The sequence below is a fragment of the Pseudoxanthobacter sp. M-2 genome (assembly GCF_046156265.1).
Lineage (GTDB): Bacteria > Pseudomonadota > Alphaproteobacteria > Rhizobiales > Segnochrobactraceae > CAMDHY01.
The window spans coordinates 70272-84110 of sequence record NZ_JAWDIR010000044.1; the positions used below are offsets into that span (position 1 = coordinate 70272).

A 13839-nucleotide genomic window follows, 5' to 3' on the forward strand; every position below is an offset into this window, starting at 1 on the left:
GTCGGAATGAGCCTAGTCCCGAACCGGCATCCTCGTAAAGCGCCGCCGCGCCGGGTCGGGCAAAACCTGCACCGCGCGGGGCTTCTGTTCAACGGCCGTTGCATCCTGCGGCGGGCCGGTGTCAAGGTTCGCGCCGCGGGGTGCGCAGGACCGTCGGAGTTCACCGTCGTCCAGGCCGGCCCCTCCTGCGCACCGGGTCGCCCGGTCGCTGGTGGCCGAAACGGACGACGAGTATGCAGAAGACGCTTTTCGGGTTCATCTGGCATTTCAGCTGGCGGCAGCAGCTGTTCATCCTGCTGATTACCGTCTTTTCGTTCCCACTCGTCTACATGTCGCTCGAAGTGCCGAAATGGATCGTCAACAATGCGATCCAGGGCGAGCAGTTTCCGCAGTCCTTTATGGGCTATCAGTTCGAGCAGATACCCTATCTCGTCCTTCTCTGCATGATATTCCTGGCGCTTGTCGTCGCCAACAACGTCATTAAGTATGTCCTCAACTTGTACAAGGGGATCGTCGGCGAGCGGATGCTGCGGCGCCTGCGGCACCAGCTGTATTTTCAGGTGCTTCGCTTTCGCCCGGCGCATTTCCGCAAGGTCTCGTCGGGCGAACTGATCCCGATGATCACCGCCGAGGTGGAGGATCTGGGCGGTTTCATCGGCGATGCGGTTGCGGTGCCGGCCTTCCAGGGCGGCACGCTACTCGTCTACCTGTTCTTCATCTTCATGCAGGACCCGCTGCTGGGCTTCGCTGCGATCTCGCTCTATCCTGTCCAGGCCTACATCATTCCGAAGCTGCAGCGCCGCGTGATCATCCTGTCGCGCGAGCGCATCAAGAACGTCCGCCGCATTTCCGATCGCATCGGCGAGAGCGTCGGCGGCACGATCGACGTTCACGCCAACGATACCAGCGCGTGGCATCTGTCCAATATTTCAGATCGTCTTTTTGAAAACTACAACATTCGCTTTGAGATCTACAAGCGGAAGTACATGATCAAGTTCGTGAACAATTTCATGAACCAGCTTCCGCCATTTCTTTTCTATCTCATTGGCGGCATCCTGGTGATCCAGGGTTCGATCTCGTTCGGCGCGCTGGTGGCGGTGCTCGCCGCCTACAAGGACCTCGCCAGTCCGTGGAAGGAACTGCTCGACTATTACCAGAACATGTCAAACGTGCAGGTGAAGTACGAGACGATCGTCGAGAACTTCGATCCGGTCGAGATCTACCCGCCGGATCGCCTGCTCGCCGACCCGGCGGACGATGTGGCGCTGGCCGGCCCCCTGGTGCTGGCCGGGCTGGTGGGGGGCGCCAATGCGGCGAAGCCGGAGGTGCAGGGCGTCAGCATCGAAGTGCCCGAGGGCGGTCATGTCGGCCTCGTCGGGGGCGACGGCAGCGGACGCACCGAAGTGATGCAGATGGTCGCGGGCCTGATGTCGCCGAGCGCCGGCAAGGTGGAAGTCGGTGGTCGCTCGGTCGACGGGCTGCCGGAATCCGTCCTCGGGCGGCAGGTCGCCTATGTCGGCCCGGCACCGCACGTCTTCAACGAGACGATCCGCACCAACGTCATATACGGGCTTCGCCACCGGCCGCTCGGGCCCCCGGAGGTCGAGGCGGCGGAGGCGAAGCGGCGCGCCCTGGAAGCCGCGGCGACCGACAGCACGCCCTTCGACTTCCTGTCGCCGTGGGACGATCTCTCTGCGGCCGGCGTGGAGACGACGGCCGCCCTCGACGATCTCGTGATGGAGACGCTTGCGGATGTCGGCCTCGGTGACGACATCTATCACATGGGACTGCAGGCGCGGATCGACCCGGCCGTCGATGGCGATCTCGTCGGCCGCGTGCTTTCGGCGCGGCGGGCGATCGTCGAGCGGATCGGCACGAACGGCGACGTCGGCGATCTCGTCGAGCTGTGGCACCCCGACCGGCTCAACCTCAGCGCAACCATCGCCGAGAACGTGCTGTTCGCGTTGCCGACCGAGCCGACGATGGCGATCGGTTCGATCCCCGCCGATCCGGTCGTTGCCGCGACGCTCGACGAGGCTGGCTTGTCCGACGACCTCGTCGCGCTCGGCGTGTCGGTGGCCGAGACGATGATCGAGTTGTTCTCGACCATGCGGGGCGACGACAGCCTGATCGGCACCTATTCGTTCATCGCCATGGACGAACTGCCCGCCTACGAGGCACGGCTGAAGCGGATGAAGGCGTCCGGAACGTCGTCGCTTCCGGCGGCGGACAAGGCGGCCTTCATCGGCCTCGCCTTCCGGATCGTTCCGTCCCGGCACCGCATCGCCGAGATCAGCCCGGATCTCGAAAAGAAGATCATCGCCGGGCGCGACCTGTTCCGGCGCAAGCTCGACGACGGCTCCGGGCGGTACGTTCCGTTCGACCCGGAGGTCTACATCGCGTCGCTGACGATCGAGGACAATCTCTTGTTCGGCAAGATTCGCGTCGACCGTCGCGGCGCGCGCGAGCGCATTGACGCCTTCGTCAGCGATACGGTGTCGGAACTCGGCCTGCGACAGCCGGTCGCTCGCGCCGGCCTCGAGTTCCAGGTGGGCGTCGCCGGCTCGCGGCTGACGAGCAGTCAGCGCCGGCGCATCGGCGTCGCTCGCGCCCTCGTCAAGCGACCGGTCCTGGCGCTCTTCGACGACTGCATCGACGACGCCTCGCAACTTTCCGCCGTGCGCCGGCGGCTCGAGGGCCGGACCGCCATCTTCGGCGCCAGTCAACCATTCTCGCTGAGGGGCCTCGACAGCTACTACGCGCTGCGCTTTGGTCGCTTGGTGGCCGAGGGCACATACGATACCGTCGTGTCCGCTTTCGAAGATGAACCTGCGGCGCCGCCAAACGGGGCGGGGGCGCGCCAGAAGGGGGAGGTCGAGGCGTGAGCCTGGACGGCGAGGTCGAGGCACTGCGGCGCGTGCCGCTGTTCAGGGGCATCGACCCGACGAAGCTGCGGCTGCTCGCGTTCATGAGCGAGCGGATCAGCTTCCGGCCGGGCGAGCGTCTGTGCGAGCAGGGCGAGCGCGGCGACGCCGCCTACATCATCCTGTCCGGCGAGGCGGACATCCTCGTGCGGACGCCGCAAGGCGAGCAGGCCGTCGCGAAGGTCAAGGAGAACGACATCGTCGGCGAGATCGCGATCCTGATCGACGTGCCGCGGACCGCCTCGGTGGTCGCTGCGACCGATCTCAACGCACTCGCCGTCTCGAAGGAGAGCTTCCTGAAGCTTCTCAGCCACTTCCCTGAAATGTCGCTGGAGATCATGCGCGTCCTCGCGCAGCGGCTCGAGCGCACGACGCGCGACCTCGCCCAGGTCCGCGCGGCTGCGGCCGGGCGCTGAGGCGGCAACCGGTGGCCCCAGACGATCGCCTGACCATCCGATTCTGGGGCGTGCGCGGTTCGCTGCCGGCACCAGGGCCGCTCACTGTCCGCTATGGCGGCGAGACCACCTGCCTCGAGGTGATGGTGGGCGCCGAGCGCGTCATCGTCGACTGTGGCTCGGGTGCCCGCTGGCTCGGCATGGAACTGATGCGCCAGGGCGCGGCGGGCGCCGACCTGCTGTTCACGCATTCCCACATGGACCACATCTGCGGCCTGCCGTTCTTCGTGCCGGCCTACGACCCGAACTACGACATCCGCCTGTGGGCCGGCCATGTCGCCAGCGCCGGCGCCCACCAGGACATTCTCGAGCGTCTGATGTCGCCGCCGATCTTCCCGGTGCCAACCGCGGCCCTGAAGGCGTGTCGGTTCCGCTCCTTCCACGCCGGCGAGAGCATCGACCTGCCGAGCGGCGTCCGCGTCGATACGGTTCGCCTCAATCATCCCGGCGGGGCGACGGGCTACCGCTTCGATCATGCCGGCCGGCGCCTCTGCATCATTACCGACCACGAGCATGGCGATCCGGACATCGACGCCGCCGTCACGGCCTTCGTCGAGGGGGCGGACGTGATGGTCTATGACGCGATGTACAACGAGAGCGAATATCCGAAGCGCGTCGGCTGGGGACACTCCACCTGGCAGGAGGGGCTGGCGCTCGCGGCCCGCGCCCGTGTCCGCCGCACCGTGATCTTCCATCATGACCCGGTGCGCACCGACGACGATCTCGACCGCCTGACCGAGGACGTGCAGGCTGCCGACCCTGGCGCGCTGGTGGCGCGCGAGGGGCTGGTGGTGGACGCGGCGGACTGAGGTCGCCATCCGGCGACGCAATCAAGAGAGGCGACATGGAACTCGGCAGGGACATCAGTGCCGTCGTGACCGGCGGGGCGTCGGGCCTCGGTGCGGCGACGGCCCGCACCCTGGCGGCGCGAGGCGTCCGGGTCGCGCTGTTCGATCTCGACCGCGCCCGCGGCGAGGCGGTCGCGGCGGAGATCGGCGCCGTCTTCTGCGAGGTCGACGTGACCAGCGATACGAGCGTCGCTGCCGGTTTCGAGGCGGCGCGGGCGGCGAACGGGCAGGAGCGGATCCTCGTCAACTGCGCGGGCATCGCACCCGCGGCCCGCACGTTGTCACGCTCTGGTCCGCACTCGACCGCGCTGTTCGAGAAGGTCATCCTCGTCAATCTCGGCGGCACGTTCCGTTGCCTGTCGCAGGCGGCGGCCGGCATGGCGGGGCTCGAGCCGGTGACGGCCTCTGGCGAACGCGGCGTCGTCGTCTCGACGGCCTCCGTTGCCGCCTTCGACGGCCAGATCGGCCAGGCCGCCTACGCCGCCTCGAAGGGTGGCGTCGCCGCGCTGACGCTGCCTGCCGCGCGCGACCTGTCGCAGAACGGCATCCGCGTCATGACGATCGCGCCGGGCATCTTCGAGACGCCGATGCTGGCGGCGCTGGCGGCGGAGGTGCAGGAATCTCTCGGCCGCCAGGTGCCGTTCCCGTCGCGGCTCGGACGCCCGGCCGAGTACGCCGCCCTCGTCGCGCACATCTGCGAGAACGAGATGCTGAACGGCGAGACCATCCGCCTCGACGGCGCCATCCGGATGGCGCCGCGGTAGCCGGCAGCCGGTCAGGAGCCGGGCCGGCTTGCTCCTTCGGCCAGGCCGAAGTCGTAGGGTCCCGGGAAACGCTCGACATATTGCAGGTGGCTGACGAAGCCCGTCTCCGCCGTCCAGGTGTGGGCGAAATAGGCGGGCGGCTCCATCACGAACAGCGCCGTGGCGGAATCGGCGAGATCGAGCGCCACCTGGTGGGCGACGCCCGGCACGATCATCGCCAGCGTTCCCCCGAAGGCTGCCGTGATGGCGCGGTGGACGTGGCCGCAGACGACGCGGCCGACCTGGGGGTGGCGGCGAACGACCTCGTCCATCGCCGCCCCGTCGCGCAGCAGGATCGAGTCCATATGCGACAGCCCCGTCCGGAACGGCGGGTGGTGGAGCGCGACCAGCGTCGGCCGGTCCGGCGCCGACGCCAGCGTGGCGTCGAGCCAGGCGAGGCCGTCCGCGCCGAGTTCGCCGAGCGCGCGTCCCTCGACGAGGCTGTCCAGACAGACGAGCCGCAGCGGGCCCACATCGGCGGTGTAGTTGATCGCGCCGCTGCCGCCGGGCCCGATCCAGCCGGTGTCGGCAAGGCCCGCGCGCATGGCCTCGCGCCGATCGTGGTTGCCGGGGATGACGTGGACCGGCATCGGCAGGGCCGACAGGATCTCGCGCGCCATGGCGTATTCGCGCGGATCGCCGCTGTCGGCGATGTCGCCCGTCACCAGCACCGCCGCCGGCACCGGGCGGAGCGCCAGAAGGGTCGCTACGGCACGCCGGGCGAGCGCATTGGTATCGACGAAGCCGAGCGCGGGCAGCCCGCGCGGGCGAAGGTGCAGATCGGATATCTGCGCGATCAGGATCATGTCTCACCCCGAGGTCCCGAAGCGGCGGCGGCGTGGCGTTGACGCCGCTGCAAAGCGACGGCTATCACGCAAAGGCGGCCTCGGCGAGAGGCCGAGGCGGGCCTCTCCAGCCGCTCCCCGGACGATCGGATGTCATGAGCATGAGCGGCGAGGCAGGGGTTCCCGCCGGCGGAACGGCCGTCCCGTCCGCCGCTGACGACCGGCCGGAGTGGCGGAGCGCCAACCTCACGGTCCTGATCATCATCCTCGTCGCGACCGCGGTGCGGCTCGCCTTTGCCGGCGCCATCGGCCTCGGCATCGACGAGAGCTACATGGTCGCCGCCGGGCGGACGCTCGGGTGGAGCTACTTCGACCACCCGCCGCTGTCGTGGTGGCTCTCTCGCGGGGCGGCGCTGGCGGCCTTCAGCGAAGCGCCGTTCATCGTCCGCCTGCCGTTCGTGGTGCTGTTCGCCTTCACCACCTGGTTCGTTTACCGGCTGACGGCGCTCCTCTATCGCCCGCGGGCGGGTGTCTGGGCAGCCGCCGCGCTGACGCTCGCACCGATGCTCGGCGTCACCAGCGCGACCTGGGTGCTGCCGGACGGCCCGCTCGACTTCGCGCTGGCGGGCTTCGCGCTTGCGGGCGCCCACGCGGTCCTCGGCCGCTCGGCGCGCCCGCTCGGCTGGTGGATCCTCGCGGGTCTCTGCGCCGGTCTTGCGGTGATGTCGAAGTACAGCGCCGTGCTGACGCTGGCGGGACTACCGCTCTTCCTGCTGACGTCGCCGCGCCACCGGATGTGGCTGCTGAAGCCCCACCCTTGGCTCGGCCTCGCCGCGGCCCTGGTGGTGGCGCTGCCGCTGATCGCCTGGACGCTGCAGACCGGCGCGACCTCGATCGGTTTCCAGGGCGGACGGGCCGCGTTCGAGACCTTCCGGCCGTGGGGGCCCCTTGCCGTCCTCGGCGGGGCCGCGCTGTTCCTGCTGCCGTGGATCTTCGCGGGCCTCGTGGTGGCCATGGTTGGCCTCGTACGGCGGGGCCGCGGCGACCCGAAGAGCTGGTTCCTGCTCTGCCTCGCGCTGCCGCCGATCGTGCTTTTTACGGTCGTTGCGCTGTGGTCCGGCAAGCTGCCCTTGTTCCACTGGGCGGCGCCTGGCTATCTGCTGCTGTTTGCGGCGCTGGGCGACCTGCTGGACCGCCATCGCGACGCCCTCTGGCTGCGGGCGACGGCGCTCGCCACCGCGGGCCTCGTCGTCGCCGGGCTCGCGTTCGTGTCTCTCGAGGTTCGAACCGGCATGCTGTCGCGGCTGGTGCCGGCGCTGGAGCGCGAGCAGCCGGCGCTGCAGGCGACCGACTGGACGGCCCTGCGCGAGGCGCTGCGTCGCCGCGGCATGCTGGGGCGGCCCGACCTCGTCGTGGCGGCGCCGCAATGGCACGCTGCAGGCAAGGTCGATTACGCCCTCGGGGGAGCTCTTCCCGTCTTCTGCCTGTGCAGCGACGCCCGCCAGTACGGCGTCGTCCATCCGGCCGAGAGTTTCCTGGGTGCCGAGGTGCTGATCGTGCTGCCGCCCGGCAGCCGCCGCGACCCGGTCGCGCAGTACGCCGAAGCCTTTGCCTCGATCGAGCCGTTCGGCACCGTCGATGTCGGTCCGATCGGTGGCGAAGCGGCGCGCCTGCGCCTTTTCATCGGCCGCGACTTCCGCGACCTGCCGGCACGAGACAGCGCCTCTCGCTGAACGGAGCTATGCCCGTCAGGCGTTTGCGGCCGTCTCGACAGCGACCGTGGCAGGCGTGAGTGCCGGCGCCGCAGCGTCGATCGCCGCCTGCTGGCGCAGGCAGCGGCGCTCCAGCAGCGCCATGCTCACCGTCGCCAGGAAGGGCAGGGACTGCACGATCAGCACGAGCGCGAACACGTAGATCTCGCGGACTTCGTCGCTGTTGGTGAACCAGAGCAGCGCGGCGCCGGCGACGAGGAGGGAGCCGATGATCGCCTCCCACTTCGCCGGGAAGGCGCCGACGGCGTTCTTCTTCGCGCCCTTGGCGGTGCGCAGGAAGGGCAGGGTGTCCTTGAACAGGCCGAGCGTCACGGCCCGGGCGATGGTGAGCTGCAGGCTCATCGCCGCGATCGCCGCACCGACCGCGTAGCGCATCGGCATCCGCACCCGCAGCTTATAGAGCAGCGAGAAGTGGAGGATGTTGACGAGGAAGACGATCACCACCGGCAGCGTCAGGACGGAGTCGGGCAGGGCGATGCCGGCGAAGGCGACGACGGGCACCCACATCAGGTTGAGGAGCGCAGCGGCGACGCCGAGGGTCTCCGCTCCGAGCCAGTTCATCCAGCCGATCAGATATTCCGCGCGCTGCGGTCCGGCGAGGCGCGAGCGGTTGGGCAGCAGGCGACGCCAGTGCTTGCGGCAGATCTGCAGCCCGCCATAGGCCCAGCGGTGGCGCTGGGTCTTGAACGACTGGTAGTCGTCGGGCAGCAGGCCGTGGCCATAGCGGCGGCGGGTGTAATGCGCCGTCCAGCCACGTTCGAGGATCGACAGCCCGAGATCGGTATCCTCGGTGATGGTGTCGCTCGACCAGCCGCCGGCCTCGTCGAGGGCGACGCGCCGGATCAGGCACATGGTGCCGTGCACGACGATGGCATTCGACTCGTTGCGCTGCACCATGCCGATATCGAAGAAGCCGGCATATTCGGCATTCAGCACGCGGTGGAACAGGCTGCGGGCATCGTCGCGGTGGTCCTGCGGCGCCTGGATCAGCCCGACGCGCGCGTCGGCAAAGTGCGGGACGAGGTCCTTCAGCCAATCAGGCTGCACGACATAGTCGGCATCCAGCAGCGCGACGATCTCGGCGTCCTCGGCCGTCTCGTTCAGCGCCAGGCGCAGGGCGCCGGCCTTGAAGCCGTCCACCCGCTCGGCGTTGATGAACTTGAAGCGAGGACCGAGCGCGCGGCAATGCGCCTCCACCGGCAGCACCAGCGCGGGATCGGGCGTGTTGTTGACCACCACCACGCACTCGAAGTTCGGGTAGTCGAGGGCGGCGACGGAATCGAGGGTCTGCTTCAGCATCTCCGCCGGCTCGCGGTAGGCTGGAATGTGGATCGAGACCTTCGGCAGATAGGGAGCGGCGGCCACCGAGGGGACGTCCGGCACGAGCGGCACCGTGCGCGGCTGCGGATCCGGCAGAGGCGTCGCTTCGGCCAGCAGGCGCGCCGGCTGACGGCCGAGCGCGACGGCGGCGATCTCCTCGATGCGCGCGAGCGACAACAGGGCGAGCGGCACCAGCAGGATCAGGCCGGCCACCCACATCACGGCGCTGCCGACGACGAGATAGTGCGACAGCGGGTGGGCGATCGTGATCGCGAGCCAGGCCCCGACGCACTGCGCTGCCGAGGCCATGACCATCGCCTGCAGGAAGGTCGGTCGCTTCAGCAGGAAGACGAAGAGCGACAGCAGCGTGCCGACGAGCAGGGCAGCGCCGGCGATGCGCTCCTTGTTCGGTTCGGTGATGGTGCCGGCGAGATCGAACTTGAGATTACGCTCGGCGTCGAAGAGGCCCCAATAGGCACCGACGGAGCCTTCGTTCACCTTCCAGCGCTGATCGAAGGCCTCGATGATGTTGTAGTCGATCCCGAGATCGCGGGCGCGGCTGACGAAGGCGCGAAGAATCTCCGCCTGTGCCACCGGGCCGGGCTCGGCCGCCTTCATGTTGTATCCGCCGGACGGCCACCCGAACTCTGCGACGACGATGTGCTTGCCGGGGAAGGTGGTGCGCAGCCGGTTGTAGGCTTCGACCGCATGCTCGACGACGCTCTCGCGCGGCACGCCTTCCCAGTAGCCGAGCATGTGCGCGGCGACGAAATCGACCGCGCCGGCCATCTCCGGATTTTCGAGCCACGTCGACCAGATGTCGCCCGTGGTGATCGGCACGGGGCTCTCGCCGCGGACCTTGCGCAGAAGCTCGGCCATCTCGGCGCCGGTCTTCTCGCCACGCAGGACCGTCTCGTTGCCGACGACGATGGCCTCGACGGTGTTGGGGAACTTGTTGGCGAGGTCGATCGCCGTCTTGATCTCGCGCGCGTTGCGCTCCTCGTCGAGGTCGATCCAGGCGCCGAGCGTTACCTTGATGCCGAATTCAGCGGCAATTTCAGGAACATGCTCGAGGCCGCCGGTGGCCGCATAGGTTCTGATGCGCTTGACGTAGGGAGCCACCACCGCCATGTCGGCGCGGATCTGCTCCGGCGTGACGAGGTCACCGTCTTCGGGGTTCTGAGAGGCGTCGTAGGGAGAGAAGGAAACGCTCTCGAGTTTCCCGTTGACGTCCGGCGGGGTTACTTCCTCGCCATTGATGAGCCAGATCGCGCCGTGGGCCAGGACGGCCACCACCACTGCGACGAATGCAACCGGCATCGCGCGCCGCAACTTACCGACGAAGCCCATGGATCCACCGCTCCTCGAGAGCTCGAGGCTGAGAGAACGAATTCGCGCGGCTTCGGTTCCTGCCGCTGCCGCTGCGGCCCGGAGAGGGATGCCGCAGCGAAGGAGGCAGAAAGAGCCTGAAGATATTGGAGTTTTTCGGGCGCCAGCCGCGTTTCCGGTGCCGCCTCGTGAGAAACGGCCCGGTGCCCCGCTGCAGGCCCTCGCCTAATCTCGTATCACGAATGCTGCGATGCGAGAGGAGCCGTCGATCCGCGTCACTGCGCCGCGGGCTGCTCGCCGGCCGGCTGCGCCTCCGGCGCCGGCTGTGCGTCGCTCGGCGCCTGCGCTTCGCCACCTTCGGCCGACGGTGCGGCGGCCGGTTGCAGGGAGGCTGGATCGACGGCCGGGTTGGCCCAGCAGGCGTTGGCGCGGGTTGGCAGGCCGGGATCGCCCTGCTCGGGGCTGACACCCACTTTCACGAGGCAGCGGAAGGCCGCGGGAATGTGCTCGGACGGGCAATCGAAGCGATCGTAGAGGTCGATGAAGTCCGTCGCCGTGCGGATGTCGTCCCGCCACAGCAGGCTCAGAATGCGCTCGCCCGCCCATGTGCATTCGGGGCTGTCGGGTCCGGGGAACTCGTCGTCCTGGGCGAAGGCCGGCCCGCCGAGCGCGGAGACGGAGAGGAACGCCGCAGCCGTCAGTGCGACGGTGAGAGGGGCGCGGCTGGCGAGCCCGAGTGCGTATCGGGGCAGGGGCGACGATCGCGACATTTGGGACTTCCGGTGCAGGCAGGGGTCCAGGAGTTCGGTCCGGCGCGGCGGAGGATGGCGGAAGCGCTGCGGGCTGTCCACCGCCCCCGCCGCGGGTGCATCAGAGGGCTGCGAGGTATTCCCCGGCGGTGGCGCGGAACTCCGCGCCGAGCTCCGGATGGGTCGCGGCATAGGCGAGATTGGCCATCAGGAAGCCGATCTTCGAGCCGCAGTCGTAGGTGCGGCCTTCGAACTCCAGCGCCGTCAGGGGTTGTGTCTTCATCAGCTGCAGCATCGCGTCGGTCAGCTGGATCTCGCCACCCGCTCCGGCTTCCTGCGTCTCGAGGAGGTCGAAGATCTCGGGCTGCAGCAGGTAGCGGCCGGTAATGATGAGATTGGAGGGGGAGGTGCCGCGCGGCGGCTTCTCCACCATTCCCGTTACGTCATAGACCCGGTCGCCGCCGGCACCGATCTTGACGACGCCGTACTGGTGCGTCTGGTCCTCCGGGACGGGCTCGACGGCGATGACATTACCGCCACGCTCGGCATAGACGTCCATCATCTGCGAGAGGCAGCCGCGGTCCGCCTTGATGAGGACGTCGGGCAGCAGCAGCGCGAACGGTTCCCGGCCGATGATCTCGCGCGCGCACCAAACCGCGTGCCCAAGGCCGAGCGGGGCCTGCTGCCGGGTGAAGCTCGTCTGACCCGCCAATGGCCGGGCCGCTTCGAGGATCGCCAGGGCGTCGCGCTTGTTGCGCTCGCGCAGGGTATCCTCAAGCTCGTAGGCGATGTCGAAGTGGTCCTCGATCACCGCCTTGTTGCGGCCGGTGACGAAGACGATGTGCTCGATGCCAGCCGCGCGGGCCTCGTCGAAGACGTACTGGATGACCGGACGGTCGACGACCGTCAGCATCTCCTTCGGCATCGACTTCGTCGCGGGGAGGAAACGCGTCCCGAGGCCCGCCACCGGTACCACAGCTTTCCTGATCGGTGCCTTGTTCACTCCCAGCCTCCCCTGCCGCTCTTTTCGGGTGCGATCAGCCCGTCGCACACCGTCAGCACTATCGACACCTCTGCGGCCCCCGCAAGGCCACGCCAGGAGCCAACGCTGCCGGACGGGGAGGAGTTGCCGACGTGGTGGAGACTTCGTTGCCGCGGCGCCCGGGCACCCGTCACGACGTCTCCAGAATGCGCCGGCGCGCGAAGCGCTCCGCAACCAGTCCGATGAACAGGGTCGTCACGGAGAAGCCGACGAAGTAGTAGGGATCATAGAAGGGGTATTCGTAGATGTCGTAATACCCGTTCCGGGACGCTACCACGGCATGCGCCAGCGGGTTCCAGTAGAGAATGTCCTGAACATAGCTCGGGAACGTATGCAGCGGGTGCAGCACGCCGGAGATCAGGAACAGCGGCATCATCAGGATGGCGAAGAACTTGTCCCACGGAGGGAAATACGAGCAGATCGCCGTGTTGATGAGGCCGCTGCCGAGCCCCAGCAGCGCACAAATCACCAGCGGGAAGAAGGTCGCACCCCAATCGTGCGGCAGCCCATAGCCATTGACGAGATAGTACCCGACAAAAAATACCAAATAGATGACGATATAGAGGAGCAGCTGGATGATGGCGGCGGCGATGAACGGGTCGATCGGGCGCACGATCGGGATGTACAGGCACTTCTTGTAGCGCTTGATCGAGGATCGGACTTCCTTGGCGACGCGGCGATAGGAGTTGAACGGGATGACGCCGGTGGCGAAGAAGAGGATGAAGCTGGTGCCGATCTTCGCCTGCTTGTCGATGAACGAAACGGCGAAGGAGACCGACAGCACGAAGAAGAACGGTTCGGCGAGCGCCATGAACGCGCCGAGCTTGTGGCCAAGGATCTTCGTGCGGAAATCGCGCAGCGTCAGCGCCCAGATGACACGGAACTGCGTCGCCAGCGCCGCGCCGATGCCCTCGTTGCCGCGATAGCCGGGGATCGGAAGCGTTTCGGGTGGTGTCGTCGTCTGGATCGGGGGTGCGGCGGAAACGAGGCTCATGGCCGCTCCCCCTGATGCGGGTCGACAGATGACGGCAGCGACGCCGGCTGCCGCCGCGTCGCATCGAACCATCGCGCCGCCGCATAGAGTGCGATGTCGGCGGCATTGTGGGCGAGGATCGCATCGAGTGCCGCGTCATCGAGAGGCGGGCGGCGACCTTGACGCGCGGCGGAGACATTGGCGCGGGGCCGGAGGCGGTCGACGAGGTTGGGGCGCCGGCCCATCATGTCGTCGAGAGCGGGCAGGAACGTCTCGTCCAGGGTATCGGTGGTGCCGACGGCGGCGAAGCGCGGCAGATTGGCGATGGCCGTCGCGCGCGCCTTCTCGCCGAGCTGCGAGCGCCTGCGGCGGGTGACGCCGGCGAGCTTCCGCGTCATGTAGTTGCGCGTGTAGACGGTCAACCGCGGATCCTCGCTCGTGGCGAACGCCAGGAGGTCATTCTCGGCGCAGAAGCGGACACGGAATCCGTGATCGTCGCCCGCCTCGTCGCCCATTGCCCCGAAGGCCCCAGCTTCCCGACGAAAGTGGTGATACTGCGACAGCATCCGGTCGACTGGGTCGCGAAGAACGGTCACCCAGGCCCAATCGGCGAAATGCGTCTCGAGCAGCGGCAGGCTGAGGTGGCCCACCACCGCCTTCCGATCTGCAAGCGCCGCCGGGTTCTCCCGCAGCGACGCATCGAAGGCGTGGACGTCCTTGACGTGCAGGACAGCGCTCGCGCCGAGGCGCGACCGCAGCCGTTCGATCACCGTGGTGCCGCCGCACTTGAAGAGGTGGAGGAAGACGATCCGGCGGCCGGGCTGGGGAGGCATGCCGGG

The 13839-nt window shown here is 68.2% G+C and carries 11 protein-coding genes; 5 read left to right on the forward strand and 6 right to left on the reverse strand.

All coding sequences use genetic code 11. From position 1 onward, the window contains the following. Positions 1-233: 233 nt before the first annotated feature. Genes RUR49_RS20130 through RUR49_RS20145 form a run of 4 tightly spaced genes read left to right on the forward strand, consistent with a single transcriptional unit; the run spans position 234 to position 4991 of the window. Entirely contained in the window at positions 234-2885 is a 2652-nt protein-coding gene (locus tag RUR49_RS20130; protein WP_409148219.1) for an ATP-binding cassette domain-containing protein, read from the forward strand. After that, positions 2882-3340: a cyclic nucleotide-binding domain-containing protein gene (locus RUR49_RS20135; protein WP_409148220.1), complete on the forward strand. Its 459-nt coding sequence runs from the start codon at positions 2882-2884 to the stop codon at positions 3338-3340. The genes RUR49_RS20130 and RUR49_RS20135 overlap by 4 nt, the downstream gene beginning before the upstream one ends. A gap of 11 nt (positions 3341-3351) precedes the next feature. Next, positions 3352-4188 (forward strand): MBL fold metallo-hydrolase, encoded by an 837-nt coding sequence (locus tag RUR49_RS20140; protein WP_409148221.1) that lies wholly within the window; start codon positions 3352-3354, stop codon positions 4186-4188. Positions 4189-4223: 35 nt separating this feature from the next. Next, positions 4224-4991: an SDR family NAD(P)-dependent oxidoreductase gene (locus tag RUR49_RS20145; RefSeq protein WP_409148222.1), complete on the forward strand. Its 768-nt coding sequence runs from the start codon at positions 4224-4226 to the stop codon at positions 4989-4991. 11 nt (positions 4992-5002) lie between these two features. Here RUR49_RS20145 and RUR49_RS20150 read toward each other — a convergent pair whose 3' ends face one another. Continuing rightward, positions 5003-5836, reverse strand: a complete 834-nt coding sequence (locus RUR49_RS20150; protein WP_409148223.1) for a phosphodiesterase — start codon at positions 5834-5836, stop codon at positions 5003-5005. 140 nt (positions 5837-5976) lie between these two features. On the opposite strand from RUR49_RS20150, the gene RUR49_RS20155 reads away from it, so the two are divergent. Continuing rightward, positions 5977-7548 carry an ArnT family glycosyltransferase gene (locus RUR49_RS20155; protein ID WP_409148224.1) on the forward strand — a complete coding sequence of 524 codons (1572 nt, stop codon included), beginning with the start codon at positions 5977-5979 and terminating at the stop codon, positions 7546-7548. Between the two features lie 15 nt (positions 7549-7563). On the opposite strand, the gene RUR49_RS20160 is transcribed toward RUR49_RS20155, so the two are convergent. The 5 genes from RUR49_RS20160 to RUR49_RS20180 all read right to left on the reverse strand — a co-directional run bounded on the left by RUR49_RS20160 (position 7564) and on the right by RUR49_RS20180 (position 13833). Beyond that, on the reverse strand, positions 7564-10257 hold the full coding sequence (locus RUR49_RS20160) for a glycosyltransferase family 2 protein (RefSeq protein ID WP_409148225.1): 2694 nt from the start codon (positions 10255-10257) through the stop codon (positions 7564-7566). 254 nt (positions 10258-10511) lie between these two features. Beyond that, positions 10512-11006: a hypothetical protein gene (locus RUR49_RS20165; protein ID WP_409148226.1), complete on the reverse strand. Its 495-nt coding sequence runs from the start codon at positions 11004-11006 to the stop codon at positions 10512-10514. Positions 11007-11106: 100 nt separating this feature from the next. Beyond that, positions 11107-11988 (reverse strand): UTP--glucose-1-phosphate uridylyltransferase GalU, encoded by an 882-nt coding sequence (galU, locus tag RUR49_RS20170; protein WP_409148227.1) that lies wholly within the window; start codon positions 11986-11988, stop codon positions 11107-11109. A 169-nt stretch (positions 11989-12157) separates the two neighbouring features. Beyond that, on the reverse strand, positions 12158-13021 hold the full coding sequence (locus RUR49_RS20175) for an ABC transporter permease (protein WP_409148228.1): 864 nt from the start codon (positions 13019-13021) through the stop codon (positions 12158-12160). Beyond that, positions 13018-13833, reverse strand: a complete 816-nt coding sequence (locus RUR49_RS20180; protein ID WP_409148229.1) for a hypothetical protein — start codon at positions 13831-13833, stop codon at positions 13018-13020. The genes RUR49_RS20175 and RUR49_RS20180 overlap by 4 nt, the downstream gene beginning before the upstream one ends. Positions 13834-13839 lie beyond the last annotated feature (6 nt).

Bases quoted from the DNA above. Each gene is read 5' to 3' on its own strand.
- RUR49_RS20130 (WP_409148219.1), top strand. From the start codon at position 234: ATGCAGAAGACGCTTTTCGGGTTCATCTGGCATTTCAGCTGGCGGCAG.
- RUR49_RS20145 (WP_409148222.1), top strand. From the start codon at position 4,224: ATGGAACTCGGCAGGGACATCAGTGCCGTCGTGACCGGCGGGGCGTCG.
- RUR49_RS20150 (WP_409148223.1), bottom strand. From the start codon at position 5,836: ATGATCCTGATCGCGCAGATATCCGATCTGCACCTTCGCCCGCGCGGG.
- RUR49_RS20155 (WP_409148224.1), top strand. From the start codon at position 5,977: ATGAGCGGCGAGGCAGGGGTTCCCGCCGGCGGAACGGCCGTCCCGTCC.
- RUR49_RS20160 (WP_409148225.1), bottom strand. From the start codon at position 10,257: ATGGGCTTCGTCGGTAAGTTGCGGCGCGCGATGCCGGTTGCATTCGTC.
- RUR49_RS20165 (WP_409148226.1), bottom strand. From the start codon at position 11,006: ATGTCGCGATCGTCGCCCCTGCCCCGATACGCACTCGGGCTCGCCAGC.
- RUR49_RS20175 (WP_409148228.1), bottom strand. From the start codon at position 13,021: ATGAGCCTCGTTTCCGCCGCACCCCCGATCCAGACGACGACACCACCC.
- RUR49_RS20180 (WP_409148229.1), bottom strand. From the start codon at position 13,833: ATGCCTCCCCAGCCCGGCCGCCGGATCGTCTTCCTCCACCTCTTCAAG.